This is a genomic window from Brevibacillus agri (genome assembly GCF_004117055.1).
GTDB lineage: Bacteria > Bacillota > Bacilli > Brevibacillales > Brevibacillaceae > Brevibacillus > Brevibacillus agri.
Genome location: NZ_CP026363.1, coordinates 742,998 through 758,138, shown reverse-complemented (window position 1 = coordinate 758,138; position 15,141 = coordinate 742,998). Strand labels below are relative to the sequence as shown.

7 protein-coding genes are annotated in these 15,141 nt (G+C 56.0%); 1 reads left to right on the top strand and 6 read right to left on the bottom strand.

The annotated features are described in order from the left end of the window. Positions 1-41: 41 nt before the first annotated feature. Positions 42-6,038, bottom strand: coding sequence for an AAA family ATPase (locus BA6348_RS03895; RefSeq protein ID WP_122952563.1), 5,997 nt, complete (start codon positions 6,036-6,038; stop codon positions 42-44). A 127-nt stretch (positions 6,039-6,165) separates the two neighbouring features. Between BA6348_RS03895 and BA6348_RS03890 the strand changes: the two genes are divergently transcribed. Continuing rightward, a complete protein-coding gene (locus BA6348_RS03890) occupies positions 6,166-6,777 on the top strand; it encodes a cupin domain-containing protein (RefSeq protein ID WP_005830173.1) in 612 nt (203 codons plus the stop codon). Positions 6,778-7,070: 293 nt separating this feature from the next. On the opposite strand, the gene BA6348_RS03885 is transcribed toward BA6348_RS03890, so the two are convergent. From BA6348_RS03885 to BA6348_RS03865, 5 genes are read right to left on the bottom strand one after another with little or no spacing between them, the layout of a single operon-like run. Continuing rightward, complete coding sequence (locus BA6348_RS03885) at positions 7,071-9,575, bottom strand: GAP1-N2 domain-containing protein (protein ID WP_122952562.1); 2,505 nt, start codon at positions 9,573-9,575, stop codon at positions 7,071-7,073. Next, entirely contained in the window at positions 9,575-10,840 is a 1,266-nt protein-coding gene (locus tag BA6348_RS03880) for a TRAFAC clade GTPase domain-containing protein (RefSeq protein ID WP_007778303.1), read from the bottom strand. The genes BA6348_RS03885 and BA6348_RS03880 overlap by 1 nt, the downstream gene beginning before the upstream one ends. 12 nt (positions 10,841-10,852) lie before the next feature. Further along, positions 10,853-11,488, bottom strand: a complete 636-nt coding sequence (locus BA6348_RS03875) for a hypothetical protein (RefSeq protein WP_005830179.1) — start codon at positions 11,486-11,488, stop codon at positions 10,853-10,855. Positions 11,489-11,505: 17 nt separating this feature from the next. Continuing rightward, on the bottom strand, positions 11,506-12,786 hold the full coding sequence (locus BA6348_RS03870; RefSeq protein WP_005830180.1) for a vWA domain-containing protein: 1,281 nt from the start codon (positions 12,784-12,786) through the stop codon (positions 11,506-11,508). Then, positions 12,783-15,131, bottom strand: coding sequence for a hypothetical protein (locus tag BA6348_RS03865; RefSeq protein ID WP_026557640.1), 2,349 nt, complete (start codon positions 15,129-15,131; stop codon positions 12,783-12,785). The genes BA6348_RS03870 and BA6348_RS03865 overlap by 4 nt, the downstream gene beginning before the upstream one ends. Between the last annotated feature and the right edge of the window lie 10 nt (positions 15,132-15,141).

Below are 15,141 nucleotides of genomic sequence, written 5' to 3'. Positions count from 1 at the left end.
AGTCGGCCGGAGCACAAAAAAACTGAGGGCTTGTTCGCGCCTCAGTTTTTTCTTTGCTTCGATATTTGTGGAAGCTTGTCTTCCAGCGGAATCCGGAAAAGAAAGCGGGTGCCTTGCCCGGTCTGGGAAGTAACGCTCACTGTGCCCCGCAGTCTCTCGACCTCCCGTTTGACAATCAGCAGCCCTAATCCTCTGCCCGAATAAATGTCGGCCTCTTCTTTGACGCTGACCTGCTCGTAAAACAGGAAGCCGAGCTCCTCTTCGTCCTGCTCTGCCTCCCAGCCTTTTTCCAGCCCCTGCTGCTTGAGCCTGTCGATATCAATCCCTCTGCCGTCGTCCTCGATGGCGATCAGCAGCGCAGCGTCCTCCTGCCAAATCCGGCAACTGATCGTTCCCCGGCCTTCTTTGCCTTGCGCCAGCCGCTCACTTTCCGGCTCCATGGCGTGGACGATCGCATTGGAAAATACGTGCAGCAAGCTGCATACAAACGGCTCAAAGCGCTCAGGGTCCACCAAAATCTCCTCTGCCTCCAGCCGAAGCGGATGGATCGTTTTGTTCAGGCGCTGGGCAAGCTCCGTTACATACTCCTGATAGCGCGCCATCAATTCCTTGATCGGACGCTGGTGCAGCTCGCGAATGCATTGGTCGAGCTGGGCAGCAGAGCTGTCAGGCAACAGCTTGCTCACCTTTTCGACAAAATGCTCCCACCTGTCCTTGGCAATCGTCATGTCTCCGTCGCCACTTTCCAAAAAGCTGTTGCCCAATTTGTTGCGGATGATCTCCAAATCCTGCTCCATGGCAGCCTGGACTTGCGCAACCGGCAGTTGGCTCGGGAAATCTCCGTCGGTGAAGCGCTCCTGCTGCCTGTCCCGATCCATCAGCCACGTTTCCAGATCGTGCAGCTTTTGCGGCGTGTGGATCAGATGGAATTGACTGAAATCCCCTTTGAACTGATGGATTTGCGCCGCCAGCTTGAACAGGCTGTCGGACTCGTCCACGCCCGCGCTGAACAGCGTTTTCCAACCGCCCGCGAAGAAAGCCGTGAAGGAGCGATATACTTTTTGGAAAAGCGGCAAGCTGATCGCCACGGTCAAAATCATGTTCAGCCTTTGCCACTCCTGCTCCATTTTGCTTTCCAGCGCCCTTTGTTCGCTCAAGTCGGTCAAAATCAGCATCAAACCCTCGGGAGAATCGCGGCGATCCTCATGGATTGGCTTGCACTCCAGCTTGAGCGGAAGCTGGTTGATGTAAATTTCCGTAGGGAAGAGGCTCAAATACAGCTCTTTTTGTCCCTGGTCCTTCGTCTCAAAATACTTTTCCAGAAGCGATTCGACAAACGCCCGCTCTTCCGGACGGTTCGGGTACAAAAGGCTTGCCACCGATTCGCCTGCCAGCTCTCTGCCGAACATCCGCAAGCATTCGCGGCTGTATTCGGAATGGACGAGCAAATTTTTGGAAAACGACAGGAAGCCTTGGCCTGCGTTGTTCAGCAAGTTTTTGTTCGCCTGCAAAAGCGATTGAATCTCCGTCGTTCGCTCGGCGACGATCATCTCCAGCGACTGGTTCCATTGCTCCAACTGGTGATACAGCCGGGCATTTTCAATAAAGATCGCCATCTGCGAGAAAATGAGCCGCAGCGGCTCCGAGCGTTTTTCGTTGAAGACGTGCGTCGTCTCGTTGTTTTCCAGGTAAATGACGCCGATCATTTTGCCCTGCTGCCACAGTGGCGAACACAAAATCGACTTCGGCTTGTTTTTCGTGATGTACGTATCCCGGAAAAAGACGCCTTCGACCGAAGCGTTGTGCAACACCAGCATTTCTTCAGTCCGGATCGTGTAGTTGACCACGGCGACAGAGAGCATCCCGCTGTGCTCGTACGGGACGGACTGCATGATTTCCACGTCCAGATCGACAGACCCGGCTGCCTCGATGACCCATTCGCTCTCGTTTTTCAGGATCAGGATGCCTTTTTCCGCTCCCGCGTTGCTCATGACGGTGCGCAGCATGGTCGCGAGCAGCAGCTCCAGCCTGATCTCGCTCGCCATCGTTTGCGACGCCTTAATCACGCTCATCAGATCGACCAGATCGGCGGACTGGTCTGTCGCCGCAAGCTCTGCCGATGCTTCCAGCCCTCTCCCCCGCTGCAAAAGATGCGGGTAGCGCTCTTCAATCTCTCTGGACTTGGCCAAAGCTCCCCACTGCAAGTACGTCTCATACGCGTCCGTCATGTACACCCTGGCGATTGTCTCCAGGCCCAATGCCAAATAATGATGGGCAGCCAGTTCGCTCGCCAGTGCCTCATTTTGCAAAAAGCCATCCTTTTTCGCCAGTTGCAGTGCCTGATCGTACAGCTCTCCCGCTGCCTGCCGCTTGCCGTTGACACGGCTCCACTCGGCGCTCATCAGCAAGTATTTGTGCTGGAAGTTTTCCGGGCAATTGTCGGCCCAAGTCTTCATTTTTTTCAAATGCGCCTTGATCTTTTTCGCGTAGCGCAACTGCTCGCGGCGATTGGCGTGCTCGTACAGCTTCGTCAACGACAGGGCGTGCATGAAAACATGCTGGCTGACCAGCACCTGGCCGCTGACCGACTCCATCCATTGCTCTGCTTCGCTCAGCAGTTGCGCGGCTTCCGCGTAGTTGCCGTACATGAGATGCGCCAGCGACTTGTAAAAGTGGTACATGTAGCGCTTGTAGCTGGTGCCTTCTGTTTGCAGGCTGCTCACGTATTGCGCCTCATCGAAGCCGTCCCGGCAAAACGCCGTCTTTGCGCCCTCTGTCCAGTGTGTAAACGTGTACAACGCTTGCCGCAACAACAAGAGCCGATCATCGTGATCGACCACCTTCATCTGGCAGATCAGGTCGGCATGCTCCTCGATTTGCTGCTCCAGCTCTTCCAGCGGCAGCCCGCAGTAGAGCATGGCTTCCAGCAAGCCGTGGGCATTGTAGGCAGCGTAAATGTTTCCTCCGCCTTCCATCCCGAGCTGGATCGCTTTTTTCAGCAGCGGAATGTTTGTCCGCGCATGGTCGCACCAGTGGTTGATGAGCAGGGCAAACGCTCCGTACGCCTTCGTCATCGCGATCGGGTCCGCAAAGCCATCCGCCACCCGGCAGGCCAGTTGCCCGAACTCGTACGCCTCCCGGTAGTTGCCGAGCTGCGAGCCGAGCACGATCCCGTAGCCGGTATAGCCGTTCGCTGACGCAACCGCATTGCCGTGTACGAGCGACAGGTGCAGCACGCGCAAGATCGTCAGCGCAAACCAGTTCGGATTGACGAAGTACGAGGAAGGTCCTGCGTCGCTGATGATGCTCATCGCCAACTGGTAGTTCTCATCCGGTATGTCCGGCAAATAGAGCAGCTCGTCAATTTTGCGCCCTCTCAGCCGCCGCTTGATCTGCCACATTTCCTTGATGATATCGAGCTTCCCTGGCTTGTGCGGAATGGGCACGCCAAGCAGCCCCAACGCTTCGCTCGCAATATCCATCACCCGCGAAAACTCGGCCAGGCGGGTGTACATGTGGATTTGCAACTCCAGGACCCGCACGCGCTCACGGTTGGTCCTGGCATGCGAAAGGGTAAGGTCAAACAGCCGATTCGCGTCCTCCATCTGGTTGCACAAATACGCCGACTCGGCATAGAGCGTGTACAGCTCCATCGCCAGTTGATGGTGCTGCTCCCACGCCGCTTCGCCGATGAACATCGTCCCCCGCTGGAAATACTGCAGCGCCGCATCGAAGGCAGTAGAGGCCATCGCTTTTTGGCCGGCGAGCAGATGGCAGTGGGCGACCTGGATTCTTTCCGCCGAATCTTCAATCATGTCTGCGCCGCGATACATGTGCTCGCATATTTCAAACAGCAGCACCGATTCATACGAGTGGGACATGTCCCACAACATTCTCCCGAGCTTTACGTGCGCCTTTTTCTGTTCCTCCACCGACAGCGAGGAGTACGCCGCCTGCTGAATTCGGTCGTGAACAAAATTGAACTGGATCGTGACCTGCGCGAGATTTTCTTCTTCCTCAACGGCCGCATAGGCCAAATACTCTGCGCCTTCCAAGGGATAGATCAGCCCTTCCTCCATGGCAGGCCAAATATCCCGGACCGCTTCGGATTCACTCCGATTTTGCGCTTTTGCCAGCATCCCCAAATAAAAGGAGTTACCGAGGCACGCCGCGTAAGCCAGCAGCTTCTGGGTCACTTCAGGCAGGCGCCGCACTTTTTCCACCAGAAAATCAGCGACGTTCTCCGTGGTGCTGAGCTTCTCAATCTCAGCCAGATCCCATTGCCAGCCGCGCTCCTCCGGGACGTACCGCAGCAGGTTCTGATCGTACAAAGACTTGATAAACTGCCTGGAGTAGAACGGATTCCCTGCCGTTTTCCGCATTAAAATCATCGCCAGCGGCTGCGTGACAGCAGGGTCTGTATGCAGCGCGTCGGAGAGCATCGCGTTGATCTGGGCGAGCCGCAGCGGCAACAGCGTGATTTGGCGCAGCATCCTGCTTTTGACTCCCGCCTCCGTCAAAATCGCGATCAAAGGATTGATCGCGCCTCCATCCTGATCGCGATAGGCGCACACGAGCAAAAAATGGCTGAGCGGCAAATCGGCGACAAGCTCGCGGATGAGAAACAACGACGACGAATCCGCCCATTGCAGGTCGTCGAGAAAAAGTACCAGCGGATGCTCGGGGCTTGCCCAGATGCGGATAAACCTTTGCATGACCAACTGAAAACGGTTTTTGGCCTCTGCGGCGGGCAGCTCCGGCACGGGCGGCTGCTTGCCGATCACCGCGGCCAGTTGGGGAATCACGTCCATGATGACCTGCCCAAGCCCTTGCATCGCTTCGAGAATCGTTTCCCGCCACGTCGCCAGCTCTCTTTCATTTCCGGCCAAAAGCTGCTTTATCAAATCCTGAAAGATTTGAATGATGGCCGAATACGGCACGCCTTGGCGGTATTGATCGAACTTGCCGGAAATAAAGCGCCCTCTGCCCTTCAGGAAAACTTTTTGCGCCTCGAAAACGAGAGCGGACTTGCCGACACCTGCACTGCCGCTCAGCATGACCATTCGCGACGCGCCATTTGACGCCTCTTCAAACGCGTCGATCAGCATCTGGATTTCCTGCTCGCGTCCGTACAGCTTTTCCGGGATGTGCATGCGGTCCGCGCGGTCGTGCTGCGCCAGCGGGAACAGCCCGATCGTTTCGTTGTTCACAAGCTGGTCCAGGCAAAGCTGCAAATCGGCCACCAGGCCAGCCATGCTGAAATAGCGGTCTTCGGTATTTTTGGACAGACACTTCATCACGATGTCCGACAAAACTGGCGGAACAGATGGTTTCACCTGCACGGGAGCGATCGGTTTTCGGGCCATGTGGGCATGTACCAGCTCAAGCATGTCCGATGTGAGAAAAGGCGGCTTTCCTGTCAGCAGCTCGTAAATCGTCACGCCAAACGAGTAAATATCCGTCCGGTAATCGACCGTCCGATTCATTCTTCCCGTCTGCTCAGGCGATACGTAGCGCAGGTTGCCTCTCCACTCCTTCGGATTCATCACGCCCTGGTGCTCCTGGTATCTCCTGGTCGCCAGGCCGAAGTTAATCAGCTTGACCTCATACGTCTCCGGGTGCACCAGTATATGGGCCGGATTGATGTCTTTATGGATAATGCGCTGCTGATGAATGTCCTCGATGCACGAAGCGATACGAATCGAAATGGTCAGGATTTCTTTTAATGACAGCTCTTTCATTTTGCAGAGCAGGGAGAGCGGCACTCCCCCGAAATCTTCCGTGATAAGCGCAGTTTCCCGATTGTGATCGATCAGCTCAACGGCAGTTTCCACAGCATGTGATTCGAGAGATTGCAAAATGCGATACTCGTGCTTCAGTCTCCAAAGCGACTCTTTGTGCGTGGGACCTTCACGCGGCTTCTTGATGATGACGGGCAGGTTGTCGCTGTTACGAAAACCGCGGTAAAATCCCATATTTGAATGTGTTGAGAGAAACTCTGTCACTCTGTATCCCGGAATCACGATCATGCCGCTCATACTATCCACTCCATCTAGGCAGAACATCCTATCATTTATATTGTTGCTTCAGGACAAATAATCTATATTGAATATATATTCTGTCATAAAATGCTATTTTTCTACTAATACTTATGGAGGTATCTCTATGGCAAATTTGAGTCGAGTTGTAAGCAACCCTTACACAAATGAAACGGTTACCTTTCTGAAGACGACAGAAGAAACCAATGGGGAATATTTGCTTTTCCGCACAGACCTGCCACCGGACAATGGAATTTTTCTACATTATCATACTGAACTTACGGAGACGTTTGAAGGGATAAGCGGAAATTTGGAGGTAAAAATTGACGGAAAAAAAATCATTTTGAAGCCTGGCGAGAAGCTGGACATCCCTCGCGACCATATTCACGGGTTTTACAACCCTTCCAATGAATTCGTCAGCTTCACCGCGGAGATCCGCCCTGCCGGCACTTTCGAGTCGTTCGTCCGCTGCGGATACGGCCTGGATACGGACGGACGGAGCTTTTACATGCCATTTTTGAAGCAGTACTTGCCGAAAAACATCCTGCTTTTGGGCACGCTGTTCAAAATGGGACAGTTCTACGTCCCCTACCTGCCGCTGTTCCTGCAAAAAGCGCTGTTTGGTTTGCTCGCCAAGCTGGCGCATTGGACAGGCTCCGACAAATCCCTGGAAAAATACTACAAAGGCTCCGTCGCCAAAGAAGCTTTGCCCCAAGAACCGCTGCAAAAAACACCCTAACTGTCCAATCCGGTAGGGTGTCTGCAAATGCTGATTATTTTCACACATTTTTTGCTCATCGAGCGCTACCCGTTCAGTGATTGAATTTGCCCCTGCACGTCTTTTGGCAGATACCTCCATAATAGCAAATCACTGAATCGTTTTCCATTGCTGCAAATTTTTTCTAGGACCGATTTACCAGCTTGCCGCTTGCAAAAGCGCGATGTCAGGGAAAATCGGTCCCGCTATTTATAGGGCCTGCGCTCTGCCCGAATGCCCGAAGCTTCCGGGAGCACGCGCACAAAAACCCGCTTCTACGGCGTAGCTGGCTGATCCGTTGCACCCGGGGCTTGCTGGCCGTTTTCCCCGGCAGCTTCTCTCACTGGCTGGATGTGCGGCTCCTCCAGCATGAGCCGATAGACAGGGACGAATTGCGCCTGGACCACATCGGGCGGCACGGGCTGCTGATCTCCCGGTTGCTCCTGCGGAGGCTCGGCCACCGGCTTTTGCTGCGAGAGCATATAGCCTGCCGTGCCACCAGCCGCCACGAGGACAACCATCGCGGAAATCATCAACGTCTTGTGGCGAAACAGCTTGACCAGCGGGTTGGCCGTCTCGCTGCGCACCTCTTCCAGCAGCTTGCGAAAATCGGCATGGCGGACCGTGTACCACCGCTTGCGCCACTCTTTGTTGCGCAGTCTTGCCGCCTTGTTTTCCAGGAAAAGCGACCGGAGCGCTTGCCGATACGCTGGCAGCAAACTTCTTCCTTCCACAAACATGCGCTGCGTCATCGTCCACTGGATGAACGCGTGCAATGTTTCCTCGCCGCCATTTTTTTGCACGAAGTCGAGCATCTCTGCAAACTGGAAGCCTTCCTGGCCAAAATGGTCCTCGCGATAGTAGACGAGCGGCACATGGGCAAAGCAGTCCGCGTCAAGCGGCCGCGCCAGCATGTTGGCGATCATCTGCTGCTGCACGCTGACCTCGTCGCGCTCCCATTTGCGGAAAAACTCCGCCGGGTGCAAGCCGCCTCTCGCTTCACGCAGCGTCGCTACATGCATGAGCATCTCTTGCTTTTGCCTGCTCGCCACATCAAGCGTCCCGAAAAAGCTCTGCGGCTTTTCCTCCAGAAGCGCGATCATTTTCTGAAATTCCTCCCTGGACAGCTTCTCCAGCTCTATCAGCTTCAAGAGCGACTTGTCCAGCTCGTCCAGCAACGGATCGGCATAGCTGCGCGCTCTGTCGAGGTTGTCAAAAAACTGGTGAATGGAAATCGCGGCTTCCAGCTTGTTTTTTTCGCGGGCGAACAAACGGAGCAGCTTTTCCGTCGATTCGGCGACAAAAAAAGGATGGCGCAAAGCTTCCGGGGCTGTTTTCGTCCAAAAGCGAATTTCCTCCAGCATGCCGGATAGCGCGGTCACTGCTGCCAACCGCTCGCTCGCGTACCCTTCGAAAAGCTGCTTCACCAATTGCTCCGAGTGAAAAATCGTCTTCATCGTCATGCCAAACAGCTCGGGATGGGCGGACAAATGCTTGTACACTTCGCTTGCCAGCCCGCGCTGCCCCGACGACTTCGCTCTCACCAACACATTCAGCAAATAGCGGACCATGTCCATGCGCAGACGGTCCTGCCTGCTCAATCCGCAGGAGTCCAGCATCTGCCGGATCGTCTCGCCCTCGGGCAACTTTTTGGCGGCAAGCGCGCTTACTTCGCCGTGAAACAGCAGCACTTGCAGCTCCAGCAACCGTTTGTTGTTCGCCAGCGCCGGCTGGCGCAAATAGCCGTTCAACGCCTGCCATACGCCCGCCGGATTGCGTTCGTAGACAGCCGTCCGGCCTTTTTCGATCAGGTAGAGGGCGCACAGCTCGTAATACGTGCGCACCTGCAAGGTCAGCGCCGTCTCCGCCCCTGCCAGCACTTCCTCGCAAAAAGCATGGAACGACGCCAGAGCCTGCGGGTCGTTCACGTACTCCCAGGCAAAATCGAGGTATTCGTGCGCCCCCTCCTGCAAGTCGACGTTCTGCACACGTCCGAGCGCCAGATCAAACAAAAAGTCTTTGTCACTGTGTCCGCCGCCGGGGCGAATGCTGCCTTTTTCCACAAACATGACGTGGATATGCTTCTTGCTCTGCGGCTCGCTGCTGTAGGTGAGAAAGCCAAAATGTCTGCGCAGCTCATACGGCAAGCAACTGTACAGAACCTCGAGCAGTTGGCTGGCGCTGGTTGCGGCCGCGCTGATGTCCACGTCCAGACTGATGAATACTTTCTTTTTCGCCGTAAGCGAAGTCATGACGGCATAGAGCAGTTGTTTGAACAGCCGCTCGTCGAACCCGAGCTGTCCGAGCAGCCGCTTCCGGTCTGCGGGCAAGGTCGACTGCGCCGGAAGCTCCGCTACAGGCGGCAGCTCCTTGCCCTGCGTATCGTCGTGACGGTCGGCAAAGGCGCGCACGCCGAAAATTTTCTCCGGATTCGTAATAAACTCGTCCCGCCGCCCCGCCGGAATGACGTAGTTGTGACTAAAAAACGTGTTTCGCTGCCCGGTAAAGTCCGCCCCGACAAACACGCTTCTGCCGAGCACCATCTCGCCAGATTCGGCGTGGAAGCAGACGAGCGCTTCCGGGTAGGCGGACAGGTCGCTCTCCGCCCGCTCCTGAAGCTGTCTGGGGGCATCGTACACGCAAAAAGGATGGAGTGTCTTTTTGATGAATAGGTTGTCCAGCCCTGGCGTCCTGGCTACCGTATCGTAGCCTTCGTTCGAGCGGAAAACCCCCTGTCGCCCGCGGGTGTAGAATTGCTGCAAAATGGGCTGACGGTTCACTACTGCTCCCTCCCCTCGATGTAATCAAGCTGATGCATCAACCAGATGAACGGCTCATCGACGCGAATCGGCGTCACGACGCCGCTCACCTTTTGATTGACCGGATTGCTGCCCAGCGCTGATACAGCGAAGTAGGCCGTATTGGTAAAGTAGACCTCCAGCGCGTCTTTGAACGGGCGATCCACTTTTTCGATAAAGCGGCTGATCTCTCCGTTGATGTTCTCGAATTCAGCCGTGTTCAAATACTGTTCATGGACGAAATTGCGGAACACATTGCTGTTGGACTTGATGTATTCGCCGTCGTCTTCCTTGATGAGATGCAGCATGTCGCTCTTCGTCAGCACGACCGCCGTCGGGATGTCCGTCTTGCTCTGCTCCTGATAGCCGATGAAGTTCTCGAACAACGTAATGACGACCTCGCGCGGCTCATCGTACCTCGCCGTGAATTCGCCCGGCTCGTCGCCCGCCCGCAGCATGACCCGGTCGCGAATCGTCTTGATTTGCAGCGGATCGACCAGAAACAGGATGCCGGACGAGTTTTTCACATGCGCGGCGTACAGCTCCAAATACTCGCGATCGACCATGCCTTCGCCTGCGACGTCGAAAAAGACGAGGATGAGCGGCGCTTTTTGGCTGTCTTTGAAAATGAACTGAAAAATAAACGGTTCCTGACGCTTTTCTTTTTGCGTGGAATCGAGCAACTGGCCGCGCTCAAACAGCGGCGCTTCGTAGTTCTCGCGGAACTTGCGGCTGATCTGCGCATTGAGCGGCATGCAGGCAGCGTTGAAGCGGCTTGCCGTCGAGTTTTGCAGCGTATGAATCAACGACGTCATATACACGGATTTGCCGACCTGCGACGCCCCGACGATGGAAATGATGTTGCTCGGCGCTTTGCCCGCCGTAATCGGCAGCTCGTTGTGGCACTTCGGGCACAGCCTGCGCTTGGACACCATTCCGTAGCGGTCGGTCACGCCTGCCAGCACATTGTCGACGTACAGGTGATTTTCCGGCGGGATCGAGTCCGGGTCGATGACCGCTTCCAGCTCGTCGATGGCATCCAGGCCGAATTTGTCGCGATAGGCGTTGAGAATCTCATCCTCCTGCAAGGCGTAGTCCTCGTCGTCCTGGCGGTAGTGTGTCGCGCGGAACACCACCTCGTCCGGTCCGTACTTGGCAAAGCAGTACGGGCAGACAATATCGTAAAAAGGAAGCCGTTCGCTTACTTGCGGCTTTTTCTCAAACATGTTTTTCAAAAACGACAGCATGGCTTCACCCTCCTATTCCGGAATCAGTTCGTACATTTCCCCGTATTTTTTTCCGTCCGTAAAAAAGAGGCGGATGACGTCCTTTTTCCTGACCTCGATTTCGGGCAACAGATTGACGCCTGGCACCAGATCGCGAATGAACGGGTATTGCGTCCCGTCATCTTTGTGCGCGGGGGGCGAGCCTTCCTTTTTCACATAGCAGAGGACGTCTTTGGCGATCGGAATTTCGGAGAAAATGCGGATTTGCAACGTTTGCTGCTTGCGAAACCAGCTTCCGCTCCGCTTGAACGAGTAGTAAATTTTCGCCTTCCCCGTACTGACATGGATGACGTGCGCGTCGCCCTGCGGAATGAGCAGAATCGGCTTGCCGTCTTCCAGGCGGCAGGGAAAGATGCGGTACGTATATCGGCCGATGCCCTCGGCTTTTTCGCGCAGTCCTTTGTGTACCTTGTATTCCTCGCGCGTGTACAGCTTCAACTCTTGATCCTCGATCAGACCGGCATCAAACGGAGCGCCGTACAGCGACTTGTGCACGTACACGCAAGGAATATCCTGCCCCCAATGCCAGGTCAGCACGAAGTCGCCTCCCTGCTGCTGGCACGAAACGTTCTTAATCAGCGTTTCAACTGTTTCCTCCCGGTTCATCATGGTTCATCAGGCTCCCTCTACAGATCAAACCGTTTGCTGGTTTCGTTCCCTGCCCCGAGAGCGCGCGGACTTTGCTGGACGGCCAGCCTCCGTTTTTGAAAAGACGATCCGCCGCTGGCCGGAACTGGGATGAAGACTGTAAACAGCGTCAGAACGACGGCGAGCAAGGCGCCGGCGATCAGGCGCACCGCCATGTCGAGCAAGTAGATCGAGGAAAGCCCTGTCTCCAGCACGATCCCGGCCAAAAGACCGGATACCGCCCCTCCGATCGTGAAGCTTTTTGCCAGATGGCGATTGTCAAAAATCAGTCCCAGTGACAAGCCGAGCAAAGCGCCGATCACAAGCAGGCTCGCTACCCGCAAAATCGCGTAAAACGTGCTGTCTGCCGTGGCACCCGTCCGCTCGGAGACAAGATTGCGGTCCTGGCGGCTCATATCGTAAATCTGCCCAAAGATGCCTGTCATTTCATTGGCGTGCTCGACGTTGAAATAGCGGCCCCCGGTTTCTGCCGCAATCTGCTCCAACAGACGCGTGCCTTGTTCATCAATATTCCGCATCCCGACTGTATGGACCAGCACCTGATGCTGCTTGAAAGGAGCCAGCGTTGCCGGAATATCCAGGCTGGTGTAGCCATCCGACATCAGCACAACGGTACTGTTCTCCACCTGCTGGGCTGCCGTTAGCTGCTCTAACCCCGTTTGCAGCGCCAGCTCGATCCGCGTCCCGCCGTCCGTCCCCGAATGATTGAGCAGCTTTTGCACGACGTCATCCTTGACTGCCTGGCTGCTGAGCGCCACGAGCGGCTGCAGCACGTTCGTCTCGTCGTTGAACGTAACGACGGCAATCTTCATGTCGCTGTCCATTTTTTGCACCATGTCCGCTGCCGCCTTGAACAACTGGTTGTCCGGGTCAGACTGCCGCATGCTGCCAGAGGTGTCCAGCAGCATGACGATATTGTTGGCTCCGCTGGGCGCCTGGAACGACGATCCGTAAAGCAGTTGGAGCAGCATCGCTGCCACGCCTACCATCACAAACGTGCTGGGGACGAGCATTTTCCAGGAAAAACCTGCATATCTCTGCTTCCAGCCTGTACCGTTCAGGCGTGGCGAGATCATTTCCGCAATGAGGCACATCAGTCCAACGAAAAATGCATATTGACCAAAATAAAGTCCAATTAACAGCCATTGCGCGATCTCGCCAGCCAGGCGATCCAGAATGACCTCTCCTACCAAAAAGCCGATCACACCACCTACCAGGCTGCACACAACCATGAGCAGGCTCAGCTTTCTCTGGCTCATGACGCTCCCTCCTCTCCCGCACGGTCAAAGACAAATCCGCTCTCCACGTAGGAGGCGTGGTACTTTTTGTTATTGCGGTAAAACATCAGGTCCTCCATGCCGAATCCACCCATCAGGTTCATTTTTTCTATCCCGCTTTTTTGCTCTTCGTGGATGCAGCCTTGCTTGTACGTCCGAATGCCCTCATCCTTGCGCAGCACGTACTGGACGAAGTCGTTGTGAATATCCGCAAACAGATACTTTTCCTCGTAGCGGTGCTTTTGCAGGAAGTGAAACACTTCCATGTGCACAGCCGCCCGCTGTTCGAGCACCTGGGACAGATCGAAAAACAAATCCTCGCGGGTCAGCACGCTTCTGTTGTCGTAAGCGGCCCCGACGTTGGCACGCGCCAGCAGCTCCGCTTCAAAAGACAGGGCGAACGGCGAACGGGTCAAAATCTCGTTGCGGCAAAACTGGCACAGCCGCTCCACCAGTCCCGCTATCCGGTTCTGGAACAAAAGGGCGCCGCTGCCGATGTAGCGCTGCTCCATGTAAAACCCGCTGCCTTTGGCCGCTTCCAGCGAACGCATCGTGTCGCGGACGACGGACTCGTAATACTCGTCCACGTTTTTCCCCAGGTAGTCGGTCGCTTCGCGGACGCTCGCCTGGGCGATCTCGCGCAGTTGCTTTTGCAGCCCTTCCAGTTGGTCGACCTGCTCGCTGATCTGCCTGTGAATGACCTCCGTCTGCCGCTCGTAGTCGACGAGCAGGGCGTGCAGCAGCTCCCACTCCAAAAGCTCCAGCTTTTTCTCGTACACGACGTGCAGCAGATGGCGGACGAGCGTGCGGACACGCTCCTTGTCGCGCGTGAAAAAGCCGCCAACGCGAATGTCCTGCCGATCTACCCGCTGCTGGTAAAGCTCGGCCAGCTCAGCGCGAATCAGCTCCACTTGCCGCGCAGCCTCCCTGATTCCCGTGCGCAGCTCGTCCAGCAGATTGGCTCCGTTGGCATGCTCCGCCGTCAACTGATACGCGGCGTACAGGCCGAAGCGTTCATCTGCCATGACGCGATCCTGAATCAAATCCGCCAGAGGCTCCTGCACCAGCAGGCGTTCCAGCCTCTCCTTCGCAACGGATGCCATATTCGTCTCGAAAAAAGCCTGGCTGCTGCCGTCAAACAGCGCCAGCTCTGCCTCGCGCATCGTCATGCCGGACAGCTCGCTGTAGCTGACCCCGGAGGTCATGAGGCCCGTCATTTCCTCCAGCATGTGCGGTTCGGGCATGATCGCCGCCATTTTCCGCTCCAGCTCATGCGCAGACAGCCCCAGCTTTTCCCGCGCTTTTGTCTTCGGCACCAGCTCTCCCTCTTTGAGCCGCTCCCAGTAACGGTCAAAAACAGCGGCAAGCACTGTCAGCGCAATCGCGTGAGTCGGGCGCTTCACCTTGGACAGCCCCGCAGACGCGAATCGGGTCTGCCCGCCGTCGCCTGCAATGCTGCGAATGAACTGCAGCTTGTTGTAGCCTTCGTTGCCCTCGCTGAACTCGTGCTCTGCCTGCTTGTTGTTGAGCAGCACGAGCTTGCTAATCAGCTCGTAATTTTCCTGCATCCCGCCTTCGAGAAACAGGCCGTGCTCCGTCTTGTCGCTGAGCAGATAGGCGATGGAAAACAGAGGCGCCTTCTCGTGCTCGACCGGCAGCTTGACGAGATCCTCGGTCACGAGCAAATTGGCGCGATAGCTGTAATCGCTTCGCTGATAGCGGTTCAGCTCCTCCAGGAAGCTGACGGAGAGCGCCGCCGAAAAGCCGAACGCCTCTCCGTTGTTCCGTTCCTGCAGCAAGACGTACAGGTCAGCCGACACGTTTTTGAACAGCTCGTTCAGGTAGCTTTTCAACAGCAAGGTCAGCTCTGGCAAAAGAATCGCGGCAGGGTCGTCCGCTCTGGTCACGACGGCGATGTTCACCTGCTGAAAGGCAGAAAACAGCTTGCCTGTTTCCGCGATGCGCACGCTCGCCAGCTTCATCGCCTTGTTCAGTTCCATTTTGCTGGCTTCGTCCTCGACAAAACGCTCGTGGACCGATGAGCGCATCGTCTTCTTGTCCGCATCCGCCTGCGGCAGCCGGCAGCCGAGCACTTGCGGATGTTCCCACGTCTTCTCCTGATAGGCGTGCATGTAGAGGACGCCGCGGCTGTTTTGCCAGTCGCGCTCATTGCTCGCGCAGACTGCTCGCAGCGCCTCTACGCTCTTGTCCCCGATAAAGAGGAAAAGCACGGGGTTTTGAAGGCTGCGCTGCCCGTATCCGCTATCCAGTTGCCGCTGTAAATCCGCCACGTATTGGGTCGCGAACTCGTTAATCAAATCCCTCATGCTTCCTCCC